The organism is Marivita hallyeonensis, from assembly GCF_900129875.1.
Lineage (GTDB): Bacteria > Pseudomonadota > Alphaproteobacteria > Rhodobacterales > Rhodobacteraceae > Marivita > Marivita hallyeonensis.
On the sequence record NZ_FQXC01000004.1, the window covers coordinates 582,195 to 603,007 of the forward strand.

At 58.6% G+C, this 20,813-nt stretch carries 20 protein-coding genes and 1 tRNA gene; 18 read left to right on the plus strand and 3 right to left on the minus strand.

The genetic code is table 11. The features are described from left to right. Nucleotides 1-158 precede the first annotated feature (158 nt). The 17 genes from BUA42_RS15740 to BUA42_RS15820 all read left to right on the plus strand — a co-directional run bounded on the left by BUA42_RS15740 (nt 159) and on the right by BUA42_RS15820 (nt 15,641). A complete protein-coding gene (locus BUA42_RS15740; protein ID WP_072779231.1) occupies nt 159-1,574 on the plus strand; it encodes a type II and III secretion system protein family protein in 1,416 nt (471 codons plus the stop codon). Nucleotides 1,575-1,578: 4 nt separating this feature from the next. Further along, entirely contained in the window at nt 1,579-2,253 is a 675-nt protein-coding gene (locus BUA42_RS15745; protein WP_072779232.1) for an OmpA family protein, read from the plus strand. Between the two features lie 191 nt (nt 2,254-2,444). Beyond that, nucleotides 2,445-3,689 carry a CpaE/TadZ family protein gene (locus tag BUA42_RS15750; RefSeq protein WP_072779233.1) on the plus strand — a complete coding sequence of 415 codons (1,245 nt, stop codon included), beginning with the start codon at nt 2,445-2,447 and terminating at the stop codon, nt 3,687-3,689. 11 nt (nt 3,690-3,700) lie between these two features. Beyond that, nucleotides 3,701-5,146 carry a TadA family conjugal transfer-associated ATPase gene (locus tag BUA42_RS15755; protein ID WP_072779234.1) on the plus strand — a complete coding sequence of 482 codons (1,446 nt, stop codon included), beginning with the start codon at nt 3,701-3,703 and terminating at the stop codon, nt 5,144-5,146. 2 nt (nt 5,147-5,148) lie between these two features. After that, nucleotides 5,149-6,117, plus strand: a complete 969-nt coding sequence (locus BUA42_RS15760; RefSeq protein WP_072779235.1) for a type II secretion system F family protein — start codon at nt 5,149-5,151, stop codon at nt 6,115-6,117. A 10-nt stretch (nt 6,118-6,127) separates the two neighbouring features. Then, entirely contained in the window at nt 6,128-7,102 is a 975-nt protein-coding gene (locus tag BUA42_RS15765; protein WP_072779236.1) for a type II secretion system F family protein, read from the plus strand. A gap of 4 nt (nt 7,103-7,106) precedes the next feature. Then, complete coding sequence (locus tag BUA42_RS15770; protein ID WP_084066253.1) at nt 7,107-7,667, plus strand: tetratricopeptide repeat protein; 561 nt, start codon at nt 7,107-7,109, stop codon at nt 7,665-7,667. A 27-nt stretch (nt 7,668-7,694) separates the two neighbouring features. After that, nucleotides 7,695-8,555: a tetratricopeptide repeat protein gene (locus BUA42_RS15775; protein ID WP_072779238.1), complete on the plus strand. Its 861-nt coding sequence runs from the start codon at nt 7,695-7,697 to the stop codon at nt 8,553-8,555. A 9-nt stretch (nt 8,556-8,564) separates the two neighbouring features. Then, nucleotides 8,565-9,056, plus strand: a complete 492-nt coding sequence (locus tag BUA42_RS15780; protein ID WP_072779239.1) for a prepilin peptidase — start codon at nt 8,565-8,567, stop codon at nt 9,054-9,056. A gap of 96 nt (nt 9,057-9,152) precedes the next feature. After that, nucleotides 9,153-10,457: an ATPase gene (locus BUA42_RS15785; protein WP_072779240.1), complete on the plus strand. Its 1,305-nt coding sequence runs from the start codon at nt 9,153-9,155 to the stop codon at nt 10,455-10,457. A gap of 114 nt (nt 10,458-10,571) precedes the next feature. Further along, nucleotides 10,572-10,648 (plus strand) — tRNA-Met (locus tag BUA42_RS15790). A gap of 151 nt (nt 10,649-10,799) precedes the next feature. After that, nucleotides 10,800-12,005 (plus strand): 3-oxoadipyl-CoA thiolase, encoded by a 1,206-nt coding sequence (pcaF, locus tag BUA42_RS15795; RefSeq protein WP_072779241.1) that lies wholly within the window; start codon nt 10,800-10,802, stop codon nt 12,003-12,005. 3 nt (nt 12,006-12,008) lie between these two features. Beyond that, on the plus strand, nt 12,009-12,986 hold the full coding sequence (gene paaA, locus BUA42_RS15800; protein ID WP_072779242.1) for a 1,2-phenylacetyl-CoA epoxidase subunit PaaA: 978 nt from the start codon (nt 12,009-12,011) through the stop codon (nt 12,984-12,986). Nucleotides 12,987-13,055: 69 nt separating this feature from the next. Further along, nucleotides 13,056-13,340 (plus strand): 1,2-phenylacetyl-CoA epoxidase subunit PaaB, encoded by a 285-nt coding sequence (gene paaB, locus BUA42_RS15805; protein WP_072779243.1) that lies wholly within the window; start codon nt 13,056-13,058, stop codon nt 13,338-13,340. Then, a complete protein-coding gene (paaC, locus tag BUA42_RS15810) occupies nt 13,340-14,101 on the plus strand; it encodes a 1,2-phenylacetyl-CoA epoxidase subunit PaaC (RefSeq protein ID WP_072779244.1) in 762 nt (253 codons plus the stop codon). The genes paaB and paaC overlap by 1 nt, the downstream gene beginning before the upstream one ends. A gap of 1 nt (nt 14,102) precedes the next feature. After that, a complete protein-coding gene (paaD, locus tag BUA42_RS15815) occupies nt 14,103-14,561 on the plus strand; it encodes a 1,2-phenylacetyl-CoA epoxidase subunit PaaD (protein WP_072779245.1) in 459 nt (152 codons plus the stop codon). Between the two features lie 15 nt (nt 14,562-14,576). Then, nucleotides 14,577-15,641, plus strand: a complete 1,065-nt coding sequence (locus BUA42_RS15820) for a 2Fe-2S iron-sulfur cluster-binding protein (RefSeq protein WP_072779246.1) — start codon at nt 14,577-14,579, stop codon at nt 15,639-15,641. A 13-nt stretch (nt 15,642-15,654) separates the two neighbouring features. Here BUA42_RS15820 and BUA42_RS15825 read toward each other — a convergent pair whose 3' ends face one another. The 3 genes from BUA42_RS15825 to paaI form a co-directional block, all read right to left on the minus strand. Continuing rightward, a complete protein-coding gene (locus BUA42_RS15825; protein WP_072779247.1) occupies nt 15,655-16,839 on the minus strand; it encodes a LytS/YhcK type 5TM receptor domain-containing protein in 1,185 nt (394 codons plus the stop codon). Nucleotides 16,840-16,946: 107 nt separating this feature from the next. Beyond that, nucleotides 16,947-18,254: a phenylacetate--CoA ligase PaaK gene (gene paaK, locus BUA42_RS15830; protein WP_072779248.1), complete on the minus strand. Its 1,308-nt coding sequence runs from the start codon at nt 18,252-18,254 to the stop codon at nt 16,947-16,949. Nucleotides 18,255-18,270: 16 nt separating this feature from the next. Then, nucleotides 18,271-18,699, minus strand: a complete 429-nt coding sequence (paaI, locus tag BUA42_RS15835) for a hydroxyphenylacetyl-CoA thioesterase PaaI (RefSeq protein WP_072779249.1) — start codon at nt 18,697-18,699, stop codon at nt 18,271-18,273. Between the two features lie 67 nt (nt 18,700-18,766). On the opposite strand from paaI, the gene paaZ reads away from it, so the two are divergent. After that, on the plus strand, nt 18,767-20,809 hold the full coding sequence (gene paaZ / locus BUA42_RS15840; protein WP_072779250.1) for a phenylacetic acid degradation bifunctional protein PaaZ: 2,043 nt from the start codon (nt 18,767-18,769) through the stop codon (nt 20,807-20,809). Nucleotides 20,810-20,813: the final 4 nt, after the last annotated feature.

Sequence of the window (20,813 nt, forward strand, 5' to 3'; positions counted from 1 at the left end):
GTCGACAGGATAAGGCGCAACGTCATGTTGCGCCTTATCCACATGAAGCGGACCACTGAAACTATTGATTCTTGAAATAAAACGCGACTTGACGCAGGTTGGCACCAATACGGGCGAAAAGACCCATAAACCGAGGCGTGATCGGAAAGGCAGGTCACATGTACACGAGTAGTCCCTTCAAGGCCGCCCTCTTGGGCGTTGCACTTGCACTGACATCGATGACGCAGGCGGCCATGGCCGACACGTTGCGCGTCATCCGAAAGAACACTGAAGCTGCATTGAACGTCCCGATGAACCGGGCCGTCGTTGTGGAAAGCGAAGTTCCATTCGCGGAACTCAGCATCGCAAATCCCATGATTGCGGATATCTCGTCTTTGTCGGATCGAAGCATCTACGTTCTCGGCAAGACGCCCGGAACGACAACACTGACGATTCTTGACGCGAACGGTCAGCTCATCACCAACGTGGACGTAAGGGTCGCGCCAGACCTTACCGAGTTCAAAGAACGTTTGCGGCAGATTATTCCGGACGAGAAGATCGAGGTACGCTCTGCGAATGACGGGATTGTCCTGTCTGGCACCGTGTCCAGCACGGCGCGCATGCAACGCGCTTTGGATCTTGCACAGCGTTACGCACCGGAACGGGTCTCGAACCTCATGACCGTCGGCGGTGTCCAGCAAGTCATGCTGAAGGTGCGTTTCGCCGAAATGCAGCGTTCGGTGTCCAAGGCGCTGAGATCCTCAATTGCACTTGGCGGCACGGTTCTTGACGGCGATTTGGGCGTCGCCAGCGAAACCGGAACATGGCTCGATGGGGCCAACGGTCTCGGAAGCCCGATTGCTCTAAGACCCGACAGCGAGGGAGGCATTGCCTTTGGGTTCACCTCTGGTGGCCTGGAAGTCGGTATCCTTCTTGAAGCACTTGAAGCCAAGGGTGTTGTCCGAACACTGGCGGAACCAAACCTGACCGCACTTTCCGGACAGGAAGCCAAGTTTCTTGCCGGTGGGGAATACCCGCTTCCGGTTGGACAGGACGACAATCAGGTCACGATTGAATTTAAGCCCTTCGGTGTGGAGCTGAACTTCATCCCACGCGTTATCGATGGCGACCTGATAAATCTTGAACTCGAAGCTGCGGTATCGGCACTTGATCCCGACAACGGGATCGACATCGGCGCGGTCCGCGTCGACGCTTTCAGCCGTCGTGAGACATCAACGACCGTGGAGCTCCGTGACGGCGAAAGCTTTGCAATTGCTGGGCTTTTGCAGGACGACTTCCGCGATCTGAACGGTCAGGTGCCTTGGTTGGGAGACATTCCCGTTTTGGGCGCGCTGTTCCGCAGCGCCGAATACCAACGCGAACAGTCAGAACTTGTGATCATCATCACACCCCATCTTGTAACGCCGACCCGAGGTGAGGCGCTTGCCCTGCCGACAGACCGCGTTCGTCCCCCCACCGAAAAAGACCTGTTCCTGTTCGGGCGTGTCACTGACGACTCGCGCAATCTGCGCGGCGCAGCCGGCGAAGTTGCCAAACAGGACTTCAACGGGTCTTATGGCTATGTGATGGATTGAGGCGATGGCTATTCAAAAGAACATCCGTATCCCAGTGGCTCTGACAGGCATTGCCTTGCTCACTGCCTGTGCCACCAGTGATCCCATTTACAGCGCGTTCAACCGCGAGGCGGGGGCGCTGATCGACACCGGCAACTTCGGCAATGCGACCATGAACAACGTGCAGATCATGTCGGGCGAAAAGAGCTACACCTACAACCTGGCTCAACGGTTTGCCGGCGATGTGATGACCACGGTCAACTTCGCGTTCAACAGCGCGGTTCTGGATGCAGGCGCACGAGACACCTTGCGTGAGCAGGCCAACTGGATCCGCCAATTCCCCGAAGTCAGCTTCCGGGTTTACGGCCATACAGACGCCGTGGGCAGCGAAGCATATAACAAACGCCTCGGATTGCGCCGCGCACATGCGGTTGTGGATTTCCTTGCATCGCAGGGTATTTCCAAGTCGCGACTCGAAGCCGTTGTCTCCTTCGGCGAGACTCAGCCTTTGATCGTGACGGAAGGCCGTGAACGCCGTAACCGCCGGACAGTGACCGAAGTTTCGGGCTTTGTCGGGTCGCATCCGTCCGTTCTTGAAGGACGGTACGCGGAGATCATTTACCGCGAATATATCAACAGCGCTGTCCCACCAAGCCGCCTCACCGGCATCGTTGGTGCGGACTTCGAAACCGAACGATAAGGAAACGGTCCCTACGGGGACCGCTTCACTTGCCTGAAATACCGTACAATTTCGGTATTTCGGCCCCAATCTCGCCAAGTTTTCAGACGACTTTCGGACTGTAGCAGTCCATCCCGAGCGACTCGGGAGCACTGTTCGTGCTGCGTGCAGAACGTATGCGCCACAGTGAGAAGTTAGAGGAAACGAGGCACATGACGAGTATCCTTCCAAGCACCCCGGAACCAGCACCGCTGGTTGCCTGCACAATCAGCCGGGATGTGCAAGAATTCGATCTCCTGATCGAGGATATGGAAGCCGTCCTTGGCGAAGCCTGGGGTGATCTCGGGTTTGATGAATCAATTCACTTTTTCTCGCAAAGCGATGCCGAACATCTTGAATTCGTTGCCATCGCAATCGATGCGGAGGACGAGCACGACGTCGAAAACTTGTCGTCAATCATTGCGGCCGCGAAATCACACAACATCAAGGTTGTCCTGATCGCACATGACGTCACGCCGGCCGCTTTGCATCATTTGCTGCGCCAAGGCGCGGACGAGTTTGTCCCCTACCCTTTGCCTGAAGGTGAGTTGATTTCAGCCATCGAACGGATGCGCGCTGCGGATCAGAAACCAGCGTCGAGCGCAGGCGTGGATGCCAACGGCGTGAAGCTGTCGCATGATGGCGATGGTGTCATCATTGCCGTTCAGGGCATGGCTGGTGGATGTGGCGCCAGCACCTTTGCGACCAACCTTGCGTGGGAACTCGCAACCGTCAGCAAAGACAAACCTCCGCGCGTCTGCATCCTTGATCTTGGCTTGCAGTTCGGCGCGGTCTCGACCTACCTCGATGTTCCTCGCCGTGAAGCGGTCCTTGAACTGCTGACCGATATGGAGGCGCTTGACGACGACAGCTTTGCGCAAGCGCTTGTAACCTTTGAGGATAAACTGCAGGTCTTCACGTCCCCGGCGGATCTTCCGCCGCTCGACATCATCGGGCAGGCGGAAGTGCAAAAGCTCTTGGACACGGCTTCGCGCCATTTCGATTTTGTCGTCGTCGATATGCCACCCAGCCTCGTTCAGTGGTCCGAAACCGTGCTCTATGCGGCGCAGGTCTACTTCGGGATCATCGAACTCGACATGCGGTCGGCACAGAACACGTTCCGACTGAAACGCGCGCTGCAGTCCGAAGAATTGCCGTTCGAGAAGATACGTTTCGTTCTGAACCGCGCGCCGAAATTCACCGATCTTCAAGGCAAAAGCCGACTGAAGCGGATGCAGGAAAGCCTTGAAATCTCGGTAGATCTGCACATGCCAGACGGCGGTCGCGCCGTGGCGGAAGCGGGCGATCACGGCCAACCCCTTGGCATGCAACAGCCGAAAAACGCGCTCCGCAAGGAAATCGCCAAATTGGCACAATCCCTGTTCGAAGTCGGTCAGTCCGACGCTGAAGCCGCTTAAGGAGTTTCAGAATGTTTTCGCGTTACAAGAAAACGGCAGATATCGCACCTCCCGCCGCTGTCGCAGCGAAAGCGGCGGCTGCTGCACCCGCGGCCGACTTAGACGCCGCCCCGAAAGTCATGCGCAAGGTGCTGCCCAAGACAGCAGCAAAAGCGCCGCCAGCGGATCGTGAGAAAAAGCGGAAAGAACGTCTGAGCGAGATCAAGCTCGAACTGCACCGCGCCCTCCTCGACAATCTCAACCTCGCCGCGCTCGACCAGGCGACGGAAAACGAGCTGAAGGAAGAAATCAGCGCGATCACCAGCGAAAGCCTGCAAGAGAAAGGTATGGTGCTGAACCGTGAGGAACGGATCGCGCTGAACCAAGAGCTGTACGACGAGGTGAAAGGGCTCGGCCCCCTTGAGACACTTCTGAAAGACGAAACGGTCAGCGATATTCTCGTGAACGGCCCGCAACAGATTTTCGTCGAACGCAACGGTAAGCTTCAGATCAGCGACATCACGTTCAAAGACGAAAAGCACCTGATGCGGATCATCGACAAGATCGTGTCTGCGGTAGGTCGTCGTGTCGATGAATCAAACCCTTACGTGGACGCCCGTCTGGCTGACGGTTCGCGTTTCAACGCCATGGTGCCGCCGATCGCGGTGGATGGATCTCTGGTATCCATTCGTAAGTTCAAAAAGGACAAGCTGGGCATTGACGACCTCGTCAACTTTGGCGCGTTCACCGAAGAAATGGCCGTGTATCTTCAAGCTGCTGTGTCGACGCGACTGAACGTGATCGTCTCGGGCGGTACCGGTTCGGGTAAAACGACGACGCTCAATGCGCTGTCTTCGTTCATTGACGATAGCGAACGTATCCTGACCATCGAGGATACGGCGGAACTTCAGCTTCAGCAGACCCATGTGGGCCGGATGGAAAGCCGACCGCCGAACGTGGAAGGCAAAGGCGCGGTTACGCCGCGCGACTGTCTGAAAAACGCTCTGCGTATGCGTCCTGACCGTATCATCGTGGGGGAAACGCGCGGCGAAGAAGTCATCGACATGCTGCAGGCCATGAACACGGGCCACGATGGTTCGATGACCACGATCCACGCAAACAGTGCCCGCGACGGCGTCAGTCGTTTGGAAAACATGATCGCGATGGCCGGGATCGAGATGCCGCTCAAAGCGATGCGGTCTCAGATCTCATCGGCTGTGAACCTGATCGTGCAGGCCTCGCGTCTGCAAGATGGCTCGCGTCGCATGACCTCCATCACCGAGATCACTGGTATGGAAGGCGAAGTGATTTCCATGCAGGAAATCTTCCGCTTCCAGCGTGTCGGTCTGACACCGGAGAACAAGATCATCGGTCACTTCACGGCGACCGGTGTGCGATCGAACTTTTCGGAGCGCTTCAAGATGTGGGGCTTCGATCTGCCGCCATCGATCTACGAACCCTTTGACGGGAACTACTGACCATGACTCTTAGTGCAGAACCAATTGTCTATGGCCTGATCTTTATCGCGGTGCTGGTGCTCGTCGAAGGCGTGTATCTGGTCGCCTTCGGTAAATCGATCAGCCTTAACAAACGGGTCAACCGCCGTCTCGAGATGCTGGACAAGGGGTCCAAGCGCGAGGAAGTGCTGGCCAAACTCCGCAAGGAGATGGACCAGCATATGGCCTCGCGTGGCCTGCCGCTTTACTCGATCCTCGCCGATCGCGCACAAAAGGCCGCCATCGCATTCACGCCACAGCAGTTGATCATGATGATGGTGCTGGTCAGTGTGCTGTCCTTCGTGGGCTTGACTGTTGGCACCGAAGCCCAGCTAGGCGTCCGGGTGCTCATGGGCATCGGCATGGGCGTCGGTGGCATCTTCTTCTGGATCAACAGCAAAGCGAAGAAACGCATCAGCATGATCGAAGAACAGCTGCCGGATGCTGTCGAACTGATGGTGCGGAGCCTGCGGGTGGGCCACCCCTTCTCGTCCGCGATTTCAATCGTATCGAAGGAAATCAAGGATCCGCTGGCAACCGAATTCGGCGTCATCGCCGACGAGTCGAGCTATGGTCGTGACATCGGCGAGGCGCTGAAAGCCATGGCCGAACGCCTGGATATGCAGGATTTGCGCTTCCTCGCAGTCGCCGTATCGATCCAGCAGCAATCGGGTGGTAACCTTGCCGAGATCCTTGAAGGTCTGGCCAAGGTGATCCGGGCGCGGTTCCGTCTTTTCCGACGGGTCAAGGCGATCACCGCCGAAGCGCAGTGGTCCGGCAAGTTTCTGTCGGCCTTCCCCATCGTCGCGCTTATCGTGATCCAGGTGACAGACCCGCATTACTATGACGAGGTCCTGGATCACCCGTGGTTCATTCCAGCCTGTTTCCTTGTCGGCATTTTCCTGGCGGCCAACCTGTTCGTCATGCGCATGCTCGTGAACATCAAAGTGTGAGGTCCAGATCATGGAAGCCTTCAACCAATTCGCCGTGAACATGTTTGGACCTGCCGGCCCGATGATCGTCATCGCCGGTCTGGGGGCCTTGCTGCTTGTCCTCGCGATCCCGATGTTTTTCGTGTCACGCTCCAACCCGATGGATCGTCTCGACACCAAAAGCGGTCGCCAGAAACTGGACGAAGAAACGCGCGCCGTTTTGCGGGACAAACGCAAGAACGAAAAGCTGAACAAATATGCGCAGTTCCTAGAACCGCAGGACGCAAAAGAGCTGTCCGACGTTCGGGCAAAACTGCTTCAGGCGGGCTACCGTACGAAAGACGCGGTTCAGTTGTACTACTTTTCCCAGTTCGCCCTCGGTATCGGCGGTCTGATCCTTGGCGTGGCCTATTTCACGCTGATCATGGATAATTCCACGGCGACGACGCAGCAGACGATCTTGTACACGCTCGGCCCAGGCGCTGCGGGTTACATGTTTCCGAAGTATTGGATCACCAAACGGGTGCAGACCCGTCAGGAAGAAATCGAAGGCGGATTCCCGGATAGCCTCGACATGATGCTGGTCTGTGTCGAAGCAGGTCAGTCGATGGATCAGGCGATTGTCCGCGTCAGCACGGAACTGCGCGCATCTTACCCCAGCCTTGCCGATGAGTTTGAGCTGGTGAGCTTCGAAATGAAGGCCGGTAAAGACAAGTCGACCGTTCTGAACGACATGGGCGAACGCTGCGGCGTGCAGGACGTGATGTCTTTCGTCACCGTTTTGAACCAAAGCCAGAGCTTCGGGACACCGATTTCGGACGCGCTTCGGGTCTATGCGGCAGAAATGCGTGACAAACGCGTGATGCGTGCCGAAGAGAAGGCAAACAAGTTGCCAACGAAAATGACTTTGACCACTATGATGCTGACGGTGCCGCCGCTCCTGATAATCCTCGTGGGTCCATCTGTGGTCGGCATCCAGCAACTGGGGCAGATGTCAGGGCCGTAACCCTATGAGACTTGGCCGTTTATGGGCCGCATTGATGTGTATCGGACTTGCCGCCTGTGGACCGGGCGGCTTTTCCGCGTCTGGCGACACTGTTTTCGCGCCGAGCGTGGATCCGCGTGGAGATCAGGTGGACCAGCTTCTCGTGGGGCACAGGCTCATGGCTGCCGGCGAATACGAACTTGCGCTCAGTTCTTTCAAACTTGCCGCCGCCGATCAGGGGCTAACCCCCGAAGTCGTCACCTCTCTGGGCTCGGCAAACCTCGCATTGGGGCGTTTGGGACAGGCTGAACAATTGCTCCGTCGTGCGGTGAAAGACGACGCGGACAGCCCGGAGGGCTGGAACAATCTGGGTGTCGTCCTCATGGAACGTGGCAAAAGCGCCGAAGCCGCACAGGTTTTCCGTCGCGCATTTGCACTGGACAATGGCGAAAGTGTTGCAATTCGCGATAATCTTCGCTTGGCACTCGCAAAAATCGAAAATTCGCAGTATGGTGCCGAAACAGAACAAGAATATAAACTCGTGCGGCGCGGCAGCAGTGACTTTTTGATCCGCCCAGCACAGTAAAGAGGCAGAGCAGTAAAGGACGCAAAAATGCGCCATCCCTTTATCGTGACCCTGTGTGTGGCAGGGGCAGTCGCCCTATCTGGGTGTGAACAAGGCATCGATACAGACGCCGTAGACCGCGAATTTCAGGACGTGAACGTCATCGACGGGACAAACCTGAATCAGGTCATGCTGTCTGTATCCGACCCGAATGAGGCCGTCTCCTATTTCCAGCGGGCAAGTTCGAATGATCCCGAACGCATTGATTTGCAACGTGGTTTGGCCTTGTCCTTGATCCGCGCCAAGCGTCACACAGAGGGTGTGGCGGCATGGGCCCGGGTCGTCTCGCATGAGGAAGCCACCAATGCCGATCGCGTCGAACTGGCCGACGCGCTGATCCGCAACAACGAATGGGAGCGGGCCGAGACCGTACTCGATGCGATCCCGCCGACACACGAGACCTACAAGCGCTATCGTCTTGAAGCGATGATCGCGGACAGTAACAAGGAATGGGACAAGGCCGACAGTTTCTACGAAACCGCCGTCGGACTGACCACCACTCCGGCCTCCGTGCTGAACAACTGGGGGTTCTCCAAACTGACCCGCGGCGATTATCAGGGGGCTGAACGGCTCTTCAGCCAGGCGATCCAGAACGATCAGGCGCTCTTTACCGCCAAGAACAACCTCGTTCTGGCGCGTGGGGCACAAGGCAACTACGTCCTTCCGGTGGTTCCGATGACACAGGTGGAACGCGCTGAACTTCTGCATTCCATGGGTCTCGCGGCGGTGAAACGTGGTGATGTCGTGACCGGCAAGGGTCTGATGCGCGAAGCGATCGAGACGCATCCCCAGCATTTCGAAACTGCGGCGCGGAGCCTCAAGGCGCTTGAATCCAACGTCACGAACTGACGTCAGCCTATGGATATCTCGGCTTTTTCGGCACTGCTCTTCTTTCCATTTGTGGTGCCAATTTGCATTTACGTGGCTTTTTCGGACATGCGAGACATGCGCATCCCGAACCAGATGGTCGTGGCGCTTTTCTTTGTCTATGCGGTCGTCGGCCTCGTCGCCCTGCCCTTCGATGTCTATGCGTGGAGGTACCTGCACCTGATCGTGGTGCTGGCGGCAGGTATCGCGCTGAACGCCGGCGGCGTGATGGGCGCCGGCGATGCCAAATTCGCCGCTGCGGCGGCACCGCTGATCCATCTGGGTGATCTGCGCTTTCTGATGGTACTTTTCGCAGCCAACCTTCTCGCCGCCTTTGTTGCCCACAGAATTGGCAAACACACGCGGCTCAGCAGCATCGCACCGCATTGGAAAAGCTGGACAAATCCGAAATTTCCGATGGGTCTGGCGCTGGGTGGAACGCTTGCGATTTACTTGGGGTTGGGTGTGGTTTTCGGCAAGTGATCCGCCAACACTCGGTCCCGGCATAGCCCTTCTATTGCCACATTGACTTGCCACGGTAGCGGCACGTGATTTGGCATAACCGACCCGGGGCTACCGATGAATATGCAACCCAGCGCCGTCATGGCGCCGCCACCGCCCAAGCGCATGGAAGACATGCACCTGTCCCCCGTCATGATGCGCGACATCATGATCAAGACGGTTTTCCGCAAGAACGTCTCGACGGCGACGGATATCGCCAAGAGCATCTGCCTTCCGGTGCCAATCACACAAGAACTCATTGATTACGCCCGCAGCCAGCTGTTGCTGGAAGCAACCGGCACGCTGAACGCCAATAACGGCAATGAGATGGGCTATCAGCTCACCGATGCGGGCAAGGCGCGCGCGCTCGATGCCTTGGCGCAGTCCGAATATTACGGCGCGATGCCGGTTCCGCTTGCCATCTACGCCGAACAGGTGGAGCGGCAATCGATCCGCAACATCCATATTTCACGGGAGCAGCTGACCGACGCGATGGGTCACCTCGTGCTGCCGGACGACCTGTTGAGCAACCTTGGCCCGGCCGTCGGATCGGGCCGCTCCATCCTGATGTACGGGCCTCCGGGCAACGGCAAATCGTCGATCTCGAACGGCATCCGGGACGCGATGGGTGACAAGATCTACATCCCGCATGCCATCGAATACGCCGGTCAGGTGATCACCGTTTATGACCCGATCGTACACAGCGCTGCGGAATCTGCCTCCAGCACGACCGGGCTGCGTATCACGAACCGCTTTGACACGCGATACGTGCTCTGCGCGCGACCGACCGTTGTGACCGGTGGTGAACTCTCGCTCGATATGCTCGACCTCGTCTACAACCCGACGGCCCGCACCTACCAGGCGCCGCTCCAGTTGAAATCAACCGGCGGCATCTTCATCGTCGACGACCTTGGCCGTCAGGCAGAGCCGCCTCAGAAGCTCGTGAACCGCTGGATCGTTCCGTTGGAAGAAGCCCGCGATATCCTCGCGTTGCAGTCGGGCGAGAAATTCGAAGTTCCCTTCGACACGCTTGTGATCTTTTCGACCAACTTCCACCCGAATGAGATCTTCGACCAAGCGGCCCTGCGCCGGATTTTCTTCAAGATCAAGATCGACGGGCCAAACCAGGCCGACTTCCTGAAGATCTTCTCGCTCGTGGCGAAAAAGAAAAAGATGCAGCTTTGTGAGAAGTCGCTGATTCACCTGCTGAAGACCAAATATCCGACAATCAACAACATCTACGCGAACTATCAGCCCGTCTTCCTTGTCGATCAGATGATTTCTGTGTGCGACTTCGAAGGTTGGCCATACAAGATGACGCCGGAACTCATTGATCGCGCGTGGGCAAATATGTTCGTCAAAGACGAACACATCGTGAAGTAACACGTCTCTTATCGTGAACGGCGGGGAAGCGGTGAAACACCAGTGTTTCGGCTTCAAATTTTGGCCGATTCCACTTGACGACGTTACACCACTATCATAGCACCCGCGCACCGTGGCGCGGTAGCTCAGTTGGTTAGAGCGAACGACTCATAATCGTTAGGTCGGGGGTTCGAGTCCCCCCCACGCCACCACTCTTCCCCTTCGTCTGTGGCCCTGATGATCTGAACTGGCTCTGGGCACAAAACGTTACAGATATCCCATAGATACAAAAATGCCGTAACTCTTTCTTGCCGAATTCGCACATTTGAGATACAGTTTTCGCTCAGGAGCAATGGGTAGAACATGCGCGACGCTTTCATTTGCGACGGGGTACGCACCCCCATCGGACGCTATGGTGGTAGCCTGTCTGCCGTGCGGGCGGACGATCTCGCAGCGATGCCCTTGGCGGCGCTTCTGGCGCGCAATCCGCGGCTGAACCCCGAAAACATCGACGAGGTTATCCTTGGCTGCGCCAATCAAGCGGGTGAGGACAATCGCAACGTCGCGCGCATGGCGGCGCTGCTTGCCGGCCTTCCAGAGACGACGCCGGGCGTGACCGTCAATCGACTTTGCGCCTCCGGACTTGACGCTGTCGCCTTTGCAGCACGAGGGATCACTGCGGCAGAGCACGACGTGGTCATCGCCGGCGGCGTTGAAAGCATGAGCCGCGCGCCCTTCGTGATGCCAAAGGCCACAACCGCCTTTTCGCGAGACACTGCGGTCTATGATACGACGATTGGCTGGCGCTTTGTGAACCCCGCTTTTCGGGAGGCGTTCGGTACGGATTCAATGCCGGAGACGGCCGATAATGTGGCCGAAGATTTCACGGTGTCACGCGCCGATCAGGATCGGTTTGCGGCGGCCTCGCAGAAAAAATGGGAGGCCGCCCACATTGCGGGTCAATTTGCGGGCGAAATCGTTCCGGTGACTCTGCCGCAGCGCAGGGGTGATCCGGTGGTATTCGACACGGATGAACACCCAAGGCCGGGAACCACTGAGGAGAGCCTGACCAAACTCAAGGGCATCAACGGTCCGGATCTGAGTGTGACCGCCGGGAACGCGTCGGGAGTGAACGACGGCGCTGCCGCTTTGTTGATCGCGTCGGCTACGGCGACAAAGGAATACGGGTTGTCGCCGATGGCCCGCATAGTGGGTAGCGCCAGCGCGGGTGTCGCGCCACGTGTCATGGGCATCGGCCCTGTACCAGCGGTGCGCAAAGTTCTGGATCGCACTGGCCTGTCGATGAGTGACATGGATATCATCGAGTTGAACGAAGCTTTTGCAGCGCAGGCGCTGGCTGTTTTACGTCAATTGGGCATCGGTGATGACGATCCGCGTGTGAACCCCCAAGGCGGGGCAATTGCGATGGGGCATCCACTAGGCATGTCCGGCGCGCGGCTCGTGCTGACGGCGGCGCATCAATTGAAACGCAGCAGTGGAAAATACGCGCTTTGCACCATGTGTGTGGGCGTGGGCCAAGGCGTGGCCATGATTTTGGAAAGGATCTGAGAGATGTATGCACAGATGATCAAATCCGAGGCGAGCGCAGAAGATCCTGAGAAGCTCGCCGCCTTTCAAGCCCGCATCGACGCGGGCGAAAAGATCGAACCGAAGGATTGGATGCCGGAGGGCTACCGCAAGACGCTTATCCGGCAAATCGGGCAGCACGCTCATTCCGAGATCGTGGGCCAATTGCCCGAGGGCAACTGGATCACCCGCGCGCCGACGCTGGAGCGCAAGGCAATCCTGCTGGCAAAGGTGCAGGATGAGGCGGGCCACGGGCTCTATCTTTACTGTGCTGCCGAAACACTCGGCGTCAGCCGTGATGAACTCACCGAGATGTTGCTTGACGGGCGCATGAAGTATTCGTCGATCTTCAATTACCCGACGCTGACTTGGGCCGACATGGGCGCTGTCGGCTGGCTGGTTGATGGTGCGGCGATCATGAATCAGGTGCCGCTGCAGCGTACCAGCTTTGGACCATATTCCCGCGCGATGATCCGGATCTGCAAGGAAGAGTCGTTCCATCAACGTCAGGGCTACGACATCATGATGAAGATGGCCCGGGGCACAGATGCCCAGCGCAAGATGGCACAGGATGCGCTCAACCGGTTCTGGTATCCGTCACTCATGATGTTCGGGCCGTCGGACAAGGACAGCGTGCATTCCGCGCAGTCGATGGCGTGGAAAATCAAGATGAACACCAATGACGAGCTGCGCCAGAAATTCGTCGATCAGACTGTGCCACAGGCCGAATACCTTGGCCTCACCGTGCCGGACCCGAACCTGACATGGAACGAAGAGAAGGGCGGCTACGACTTCTCGGAACCCGACTGGTCCGAATTCTTCGAGGTGATCAAGGGCAATGGCCCCTGCAACACCGAACGGCTGGAGGCGCGCAACAAAGCGTGGGACGACGGCGCGTGGGTGCGCGAGGGGCTTATGGCGCATGCTGCCAAGAAACGCGCGGCGAAACTGGCCGCGGAATAGCTCATCTGCCTTTGCAGGCATCTTCGCGCAAAAAGCCGTCAGGCGCGACAGGCGACAGGAGAAACCGACATGTCGAAGGAATGGCCCCTCTGGGAAGTGTTCGTGCGCAGCCAGCACGGGCTGAACCACCGCCATGTGGGAAGCCTCCATGCACCGGACGCGGAAATGGCCCTGAAGAACGCGCGCGATGTCTATACGCGGCGCAATGAAGGGCTCAGCATTTGGGTGGTCGAGGCACGGCACATCACCGCCTCGTCCCCGTCAGACAAGGGGCCGCTCTATGAGCCCTCGGAAAGCAAGGTCTACCGGCACCCGACGTTCTTCGACATTCCCGATGAAGCGGGCCACATGTGATGACGACGCAGGACGCATTGTTCGAATACCTTTTGCGACTAGGGGACAACACGCTGATCCTTGGCCATCGTGTGAGTGAATGGTGCGGGCACGCGCCGGTTCTGGAAGAGGACATCGCGCTGGCCAACACGGCGCTCGATCTGATCGGACAGACGCAGATGTGGCTTGGCCTTGCCGGTGAGGTTGAAGGCAAGGGGCGCAGCGCCGATGATCTGGCCATGCTACGCGATGTCTGGGATTTCCGGAATGTGCTGCTGGTCGAACAACCCAACGGCGATTTCGGCCAGACCATCCTTCGGCAGTTCCTGTTCGATGCCTTCCACTTCGATCTGCTGACCGGCCTGACAAAGGCGTCGGATGACCGCGTCGCATCAATCGCGGCGAAAGCGGTGAAGGAGGTGACCTACCATCTTGATCGGTCAAGCGAGACCGTGATCGGGCTGGGGGATGGAACCGAGGAAAGCCATACGCGCATGCAGGCCGCGCTGGACCGGTTGTGGCCCTATGTCGGCGAGCTTTTCGCGGCAGACGAGGTGGATGCAGCGATGCAAGACGCGGGCATTGCGCCCGATCTGTCAGAGCTCAGCAGCTCTTATCACACCAGAATGTCGGCCGTGCTGGCCGAAGCGACGCTCGTCGCGCCCGAGGGCGGGTTTGCGCATTCCGGCGGGAAGACCGGGTTCCGGCATTCCGAACATCTGGGGCATTTGCTCACTCAGATGCAGTGGTTGCAGCGGGCCTACCCCGGGGCGCAATGGTGATATGCGACCCGAGGTTTCCACAATCTGGACATGGCTCGACGCGGTGCCTGATCCCGAGATCCCGGTGATCTCTGTCGTCGATCTGGGGATCGTGCGGGATGTGTCGTGGGTCGGGGATACCTTGGAAGTGGCGGTCACGCCCACCTATTCCGGATGCCCGGCGACCTCCGTGATTGCCATGGATATCGAAACCGCGCTGCGGGACAACGGTATCACGGATCTTCGGATCAAGACCCAGATCGCGCCGCCTTGGACCACGGAGTGGTTGTCGGAAAAAGGCCGTGCTCGGCTTGAGGCGTATGGCATCGCTCCACCCTCACCCGCTGGCGGACCGGATCACTGCCCGCGGTGCCAAAGCACCCGCGTGACCCGGGTCAGCCAGTTCGGCTCGACTCCCTGCAAGGCACACTGGCGCTGCGATGCCTGCCTCGAACCCTTCGATTACTTCAAATGCATCTGACTGTAAGGCCCTGACATGGCGCGCTTCTTTCCATTGACCGTCACCCATGTGGACAAGACCACCCGCGATGCTGTCGCCGTGACGTTGGAAGCCAGGGATGGCGGAGACTTTTCCTTCAAGCAGGGACAATACCTGACGTTCAAGCGCGACTTCGACGGGACGGAAATCCGTCGGTCCTACTCAATCTGCTCTGGCGTGCAGGAAAACAAGCTGCAGGTGGGCATCAAACGTGTGGCCGACGGTGCGTTTTCGGAATGGGCCAACACGGAGTTGCAGCCCGGCATGGTTATCGACGCGATGGAACCGATGGGGCGCTTCTACACCGCGCTGGAGCCTGATCGCGCGAAATCCTACCTTGCTTTTGCGGGCGGCTCGGGGATCACGCCTGTGCTGTCGATCCTGAAAACGGTGCTGGTGGCCGAACCGCAGTCACGCTTCACGCTGGTTTACGCCAATCGCAGCGTCAGCTCGATCATGTTCCGGGAAGAGCTGGAAGACCTGAAAAACCAGCACATGGGGCGCTTCAACGTCATTCATGTACTTGAAACCGACGCGCAGGATATCGAGCTTTTCCAGGGGCGCGTCGATGCGGATAAATGCGCGGCCCTGTTTTCCGGTTGGATCGATATCGAAGATGTGGACCTTGCCTTCATCTGCGGCCCGGAACCGATGATGCTGGCCATCGCCAAGGCGTTGCAGGATCATGGGCTGACGAAAGACCAGATCAAGTTCGAGCTTTTTGCCAGCGCGCAGACTGGGCGATTGGAGCGTCGCAAGACCCGCCGCGACGCCGCGACCCAAGCCGCGGTTGAAGCCAGTGTCACGGTGGACGGCATCTCGCGCACGTTCGAGATGTCTCGCGATGCCACCGTGTTGGAAGCAGCACTGGAGAACGCGCTCGATGCGCCGCATGCCTGTAAGGCTGGTGTCTGTTCGACCTGCAAATGCAAGGTAATCGAAGGCGAGGTCGAGATGGTCGTGAACCATGCGCTAGAGGATTACGAGGTGCGTGCGGGTTATGTTCTGTCGTGCCAATCCTATCCGCTGACCGACAGGCTGGTTGTGACCTACGACGCGTGATTGCAGCCGAACGTCACGTGAGTTTCACGGCCGCTCCTGCGTTTTGCGCCATCAGAACCTCTGCTTTGGCGAAAAGATGATCCAACCTCGGATCCTCTTTCTGGTGGTGAGCGATACGCCTGTTTGATCCGACCGCGCCATTTGGCGGGATCCGGTTCCCAACTCGTCGGCGCAACGCCAGTTTTTCGAGCTTGTGAATTTCGGACATCAGATCGATGGCGTGCACGTCAACATTGACGCGATGTCCGACAGCACCGTTCAGCGCGTAAGGATCTTCGGTCGCTGCGCGGTGCACGCGGATCTTCGTTGCCTCGACATCGATCACTTCAGCCTGCGTCATGGGCAAGACCAGCGTCGCGCTGCCGTAAACGGTGGCGAGGTCGCATCGAGGGAGTTCAGACATCAGGCGCAGGCGCATCGCCGCCACGAGACGTTTGCGCATGCGCGATGTGTTCCAGATCGAAAACACGTTTGTGGGACGCACGACGACCACCAGCGCGGTCGTGAATGACCCATCAGCCAGTGCCGTGGCACGCACCATGCATTCGCGCCGCAGCGCCGACAGCGGCAGCAATCCGGTCTCATGATCCACAACTGCCGATGCCCGCAAGGCCTCCTCTGTGTCGAAGCTGCGTTTCTCGGCCTCAAGCGCGCTCGCCAAAAACGGCACCGTCAAAAGGTTCAGAGCAAGCACGGGACCGGCAGCTTTGGTAAAAAACCAGAACGCAATGTCGGCGGGCAGAATTACGCCTGCCACCAGATGTGTCGACATCATCGCAGCGAGAACGACGAAGGCGCGCAAGCTCCGCGTTTGTTCGTTTTGGTGGAGCCGTTGCCAGAGCGCACCCGCCGCAAGGGCGATCATCATGCCCAAAAGGCCCGACCACATACCGACCCCGCCGATGCCAGCCCGCCCGGCCATCGCGATGATCAGCGTGAGGATTGCGCCCCGTGTGCCAAGAAACGCACCGGCAAGCGCAATGGGGACGTTGCGCAAATCGACGATCATGCCCGGAAAGGGCTCGATCGGATGGTGCATTTCAAGAAGCGCGACAAAACCGAAACTTGCGCCCAAGCTAAGCTCTGCAACAACGGGCATGTGAACAAGACGGCGCAGGCGTGCGTAAGCGAACCCAAGCGCGATCACCAGTCCAAGTGCAGCAACCAGATCAAGCCAAGCAGCAACAACCGTATTCATCGAAACCCCCGTCTCCAATTAAAAAAGACATTGGAGGCAGAGGTTTAAGAGAGGCTTAGCAGATCAAATTTTCCACAGTTTGCAACGTGCCACAGGAGAACGACGCTCTAGGTTCCGCGCTTATCGACGACGCGCACGGCCTTGCCTTGCGACCGCGCCACGCTGCCGGGATCACCGACCTGGACCTCGACTGAAACACCGACATGGTCCTTGATCCGCTCGGTCAGCATGGTCGCCGCAGCCTGACGAGACAGGTCACTGGCTGCCGTAGGTTCGGCTTCGACCAGCACCCGCATCGCATCCATGCGGCCAGCATTGTAAAGCTCGATCTGGAAATATGGCGCGAGGCCACCGGTCGCCATGACCTCTTCCTCGATCTGGGTCGGAAAGACGTTCACGCCGCGCAGGATCATCATGTCGTCGCTGCGCCCGGTGATCTTTTCCATGCGCCGCATCGTGCGCGCCGTGCCAGGCAAGAGCCGGGTCAGGTCGCGCGTCCGGTACCGGATGACCGGCATGCCCTCTTTGGTGAGCGTCGTGAAAACCAGTTCACCGCGCTCTCCATCCGGCAGAACCTCTCCTGTTTCGGGATCGATGATCTCGGGATAGAAATGATCTTCCCAGATATGCAGACCGTCTTTGGTCTCAACGCATTCATTCGCGACACCCGGTCCGATGACTTCGGACAGCCCGTAGATGTCGACCGCGTGCATGTCGAACGCCTCTTCGATCTCCTGCCGCATCGCGTTGGTCCACGGTTCTGCCCCGAAGACACCAACCTCCAACGAAGACGCCCGAGGATCGAGGCCTGCTTTGTGAAATGCCTCGAGAATGTTGAGAATATAGGACGGTGTGACCATGATCCCTTTGGGTCGGAAGTCGGTGATCAGGCTCACCTGCTTCTCGGTCTGGCCGCCCCCCATCGGAACCACGGTTCCGCCCAGCTTTTCCACCCCGTAATGCGCGCCCAGGCCGCCGGTGAATAGGCCATAGCCATAAGCCACGTGAACCATGTCGCCTGACCGCAATCCCGAAGCCCGCAACGACCGCGCGACCACATCGGCCCACATGTCGATATCGTTCTTGGTGTAACCCACCACGGTCGGCTTGCCCGTCGTGCCCGAGGAGGCGTGGATGCGCACGATCTTGTCGCGCGGCACGGCAAACAGTCCGAAGGGATAATTGTCGCGCAGATCGGATTTCAGGGTGAACGGGAATCTCGCGAGGTCCGACAGATCTCCAAGGTCATCTGGATGCACACCTACTGCATCGAATTTCTCTTTATACATCGGCACGTTGTCGTAGGCATGGCGCAACGACCAGCGAAGCCGATCCAGTTGCAATGCCCGAATTTCGTCAATCGATGCCAGCTCGATCGGGTCAAGATCGGACGGCTTTGGTGACAAATCCTTCATGCGTTTGGCGCCTCCCCTACGCCTCTTCGAACACCTGCCCGTTGATCGCGCGCGACATGCCGCGGAATTCGGCGATCAGCGTTCCGGACTGATTGGTCACGCGCACGTCTGTGATGCCATTTCGCCCCGTCAGCGAGATTTCTGTCGCCTGCGCCGTCAGCCGGTCCCCCAATCGGCCAGAGGCGATATAGCTGATCACGTTATGCTGCGCGACGGTTGCCTGATTGCGGCTGTTGCAGGCAAAGGCAAAAGCGCTGTCAGCCAGTGCAAAGATCACACCGCCGTGGCACATACCGTGACCGTTGCTATGGTGTCGTTCCACAGTCAGTTCAAGCGTTGCCTCGCCTTCGGCGACATGGATCAATTCAAACCCCATCCACTGCGATGCCTTATCCTGGCTCCACATGGTTTGGGCGGCTTTTTGGGCGCGGTCGTCAGGTGTCATGGCCGCGACGCTTGCATGAAGTGCGCGCGCGGTCAAATACTTAGGGCATAGCGAGGGAGACGCAGATATGACGGTTCAAGACGTGCAGAGTTTCGTTGCCGGTCAATGGCTTGAGCCAGACAGCGGCGCACGGGACATCGCCGATGCGGCAACCGGCAAGATCATCGCCCGAGCGGGACGGGATCGGCTCGACACGACCGCCATGATCGATCACTCGGTAACTGTCGGCAGCCCCGCGTTAAAGGCGATGACCTTCCACGACCGGGCGCGGATGCTCAAAGCGCTTGCCTTGTATCTGCAGGACCACAAACAGGTCCTCTACGGTCTCAGCTTCTCGACCGGGGCGACGCAAAAGGATCACCTCATCGATGTGGATGGCGGCATCGGAACGATGCTTGTCATCGCCTCAAAGGGTCGCCGAGAGATGCCGGACAGCCACGTTTATCTGGACGGCGGGACCGAGATGTTGTCTCGCAAGGGCAGTTTCCTGGGGCAGCATGTCTGTACGCCGTTGCACGGCGTTGCAGTGCACATCAACGCGTTCAATTTCCCCGTTTGGGGGATGCTGGAAAAGCTTGCGCCGACGCTCCTTGCCGGGATGCCGGCAATTGTGAAACCGGCGACGGCCACCTGCTATGTCACGGAGGCCTGCGTTCGGCTGATGCTGCAGAGCGGGATTTTACCAGATGGTACAATTCAGCTGGTGACGGGCGGAACGGGTGACCTTCTGGATCGGCTCGGATCGCAGGATGTGGTCAGCTTCACAGGCTCGGCCGATACCGCATTCAAGCTCCGCAGCGCGCCGACCCTTTTGCGCGAGTCCGTGCGGTTCGTGGCAGAGCAAGACAGCCTGAACGCCTCGATCCTTGGCAATGACGCGGTGCCGGGCACGCCGGAGTTCGACATCTTCATCAAGGAGGTGCATCGCGAGATGACCACGAAAACGGGTCAGAAATGCACGGCAATCCGCCGGATCATCGTGCCCGATTCACAGGTCGATGCGGTCATTTCGGCGGTGTCTTCGAAACTTGCCGACACCACCATCGGCGATCCGCGCGATCCGAAGACACGCATGGGTGCACTGGTGTCGCAAAGCCAGAGGCGCGATGTGCTTGAGAAAGCCAACGCGCTTGGGCAAGAGGCCGAGCGTGTGTTCGGAGATCCCGACGCGTTCGAGGTGCAGGGGGCCGATGCGGAAAACGGCGCATTCCTGCCGCCCATGCTATACCACTGCGCGGACCCGGATCACGCGACGACAGTCCATGACACCGAGGCATTCGGTCCGGTTGCGACTGTCATGGGCTACCGCGACATCGATCACGCCATTTCATTGGTGAACAAGGGCGCAGGCAGCCTCGTGGCTTCGGTCATCACCCATGATCCCGATGTGGCGCGCGAGGTGGTGATGGGCGCTGGCGCGTATCATGGCCGCCTCTACTTCAACAACCGCGACAGCATGGACGAGGCGACGGGCCACGGATCGCCGCTGCCCCACATGGTGCATGGCGGTCCTGGACGCGCGGGCGGGGGTGAGGAACTGGGCGGTGTGCGAGGCGTGTTGCACTATATGCAGCGCACAGCGGTTCAGGGCAGTCCTGACATTCTGACCAAGGTCACAGGTCAGTGGGTGCCGGGCAGCAAGACCGTGAAAGGCCCGGAACACCCGTTCCGGCGCACGTTCCACGACCTTCAGATCGGCGAGAGCCTGACGACGTCGGAACGGCAAGTCAGCATCGAAGATATCGAAACCTTCGCGCATTTCACCGGCGACACGTTTTACGCACATATGGACGAAGACGCCGCGCTGCGAAATCCGTTCTTCCCGGGTCGCGTCGCACATGGGTATCTGCTCTTGAGCTTTGCCGCCGGGCTGTTCGTCGATCCGGACGAAGGTCCGGTTCTGGCGAACACCGGCCTCAACACGCTACGCTTTCAACAACCGGTCAGCGCGGGTGACAGCATACACGTGCACCTCACGGTCAAGAAGAAAACCCCGCGCACCGACACCTACGGAGAAGTGCGATGGCATGTGCTTATCCGCAATCAGAAGGGCGAAACTGTTGCAGAGTATGAACTTCTGACGATGAATGCCTACGAGGCGGCCGCTTGACGCT

Excerpts from the sequence above, each read along its gene's own strand:
- paaK (WP_072779248.1), bottom strand. The coding sequence starts at position 18,254 with ATGAAGGATTTGTCACCAAAGCCGTCCGATCTTGACCCGATCGAGCTG.
- paaA (WP_072779242.1), top strand. The coding sequence starts at position 12,009 with ATGTATGCACAGATGATCAAATCCGAGGCGAGCGCAGAAGATCCTGAG.
- BUA42_RS15740 (WP_072779231.1), top strand. The coding sequence starts at position 159 with ATGTACACGAGTAGTCCCTTCAAGGCCGCCCTCTTGGGCGTTGCACTT.
- pcaF (WP_072779241.1), top strand. The coding sequence starts at position 10,800 with ATGCGCGACGCTTTCATTTGCGACGGGGTACGCACCCCCATCGGACGC.
- BUA42_RS15755 (WP_072779234.1), top strand. The coding sequence starts at position 3,701 with ATGTTTTCGCGTTACAAGAAAACGGCAGATATCGCACCTCCCGCCGCT.
- BUA42_RS15775 (WP_072779238.1), top strand. The coding sequence starts at position 7,695 with ATGCGCCATCCCTTTATCGTGACCCTGTGTGTGGCAGGGGCAGTCGCC.
- BUA42_RS15770 (WP_084066253.1), top strand. The coding sequence starts at position 7,107 with ATGAGACTTGGCCGTTTATGGGCCGCATTGATGTGTATCGGACTTGCC.
- paaD (WP_072779245.1), top strand. The coding sequence starts at position 14,103 with ATGCGACCCGAGGTTTCCACAATCTGGACATGGCTCGACGCGGTGCCT.
- paaC (WP_072779244.1), top strand. The coding sequence starts at position 13,340 with ATGACGACGCAGGACGCATTGTTCGAATACCTTTTGCGACTAGGGGAC.
- paaB (WP_072779243.1), top strand. The coding sequence starts at position 13,056 with ATGTCGAAGGAATGGCCCCTCTGGGAAGTGTTCGTGCGCAGCCAGCAC.
- BUA42_RS15820 (WP_072779246.1), top strand. The coding sequence starts at position 14,577 with ATGGCGCGCTTCTTTCCATTGACCGTCACCCATGTGGACAAGACCACC.
- BUA42_RS15780 (WP_072779239.1), top strand. The coding sequence starts at position 8,565 with ATGGATATCTCGGCTTTTTCGGCACTGCTCTTCTTTCCATTTGTGGTG.
- paaI (WP_072779249.1), bottom strand. The coding sequence starts at position 18,699 with ATGACACCTGACGACCGCGCCCAAAAAGCCGCCCAAACCATGTGGAGC.
- BUA42_RS15745 (WP_072779232.1), top strand. The coding sequence starts at position 1,579 with ATGGCTATTCAAAAGAACATCCGTATCCCAGTGGCTCTGACAGGCATT.
- BUA42_RS15760 (WP_072779235.1), top strand. The coding sequence starts at position 5,149 with ATGACTCTTAGTGCAGAACCAATTGTCTATGGCCTGATCTTTATCGCG.
- paaZ (WP_072779250.1), top strand. The coding sequence starts at position 18,767 with ATGACGGTTCAAGACGTGCAGAGTTTCGTTGCCGGTCAATGGCTTGAG.
- BUA42_RS15765 (WP_072779236.1), top strand. The coding sequence starts at position 6,128 with ATGGAAGCCTTCAACCAATTCGCCGTGAACATGTTTGGACCTGCCGGC.
- BUA42_RS15785 (WP_072779240.1), top strand. The coding sequence starts at position 9,153 with ATGAATATGCAACCCAGCGCCGTCATGGCGCCGCCACCGCCCAAGCGC.
- BUA42_RS15825 (WP_072779247.1), bottom strand. The coding sequence starts at position 16,839 with ATGAATACGGTTGTTGCTGCTTGGCTTGATCTGGTTGCTGCACTTGGA.
- BUA42_RS15750 (WP_072779233.1), top strand. The coding sequence starts at position 2,445 with ATGACGAGTATCCTTCCAAGCACCCCGGAACCAGCACCGCTGGTTGCC.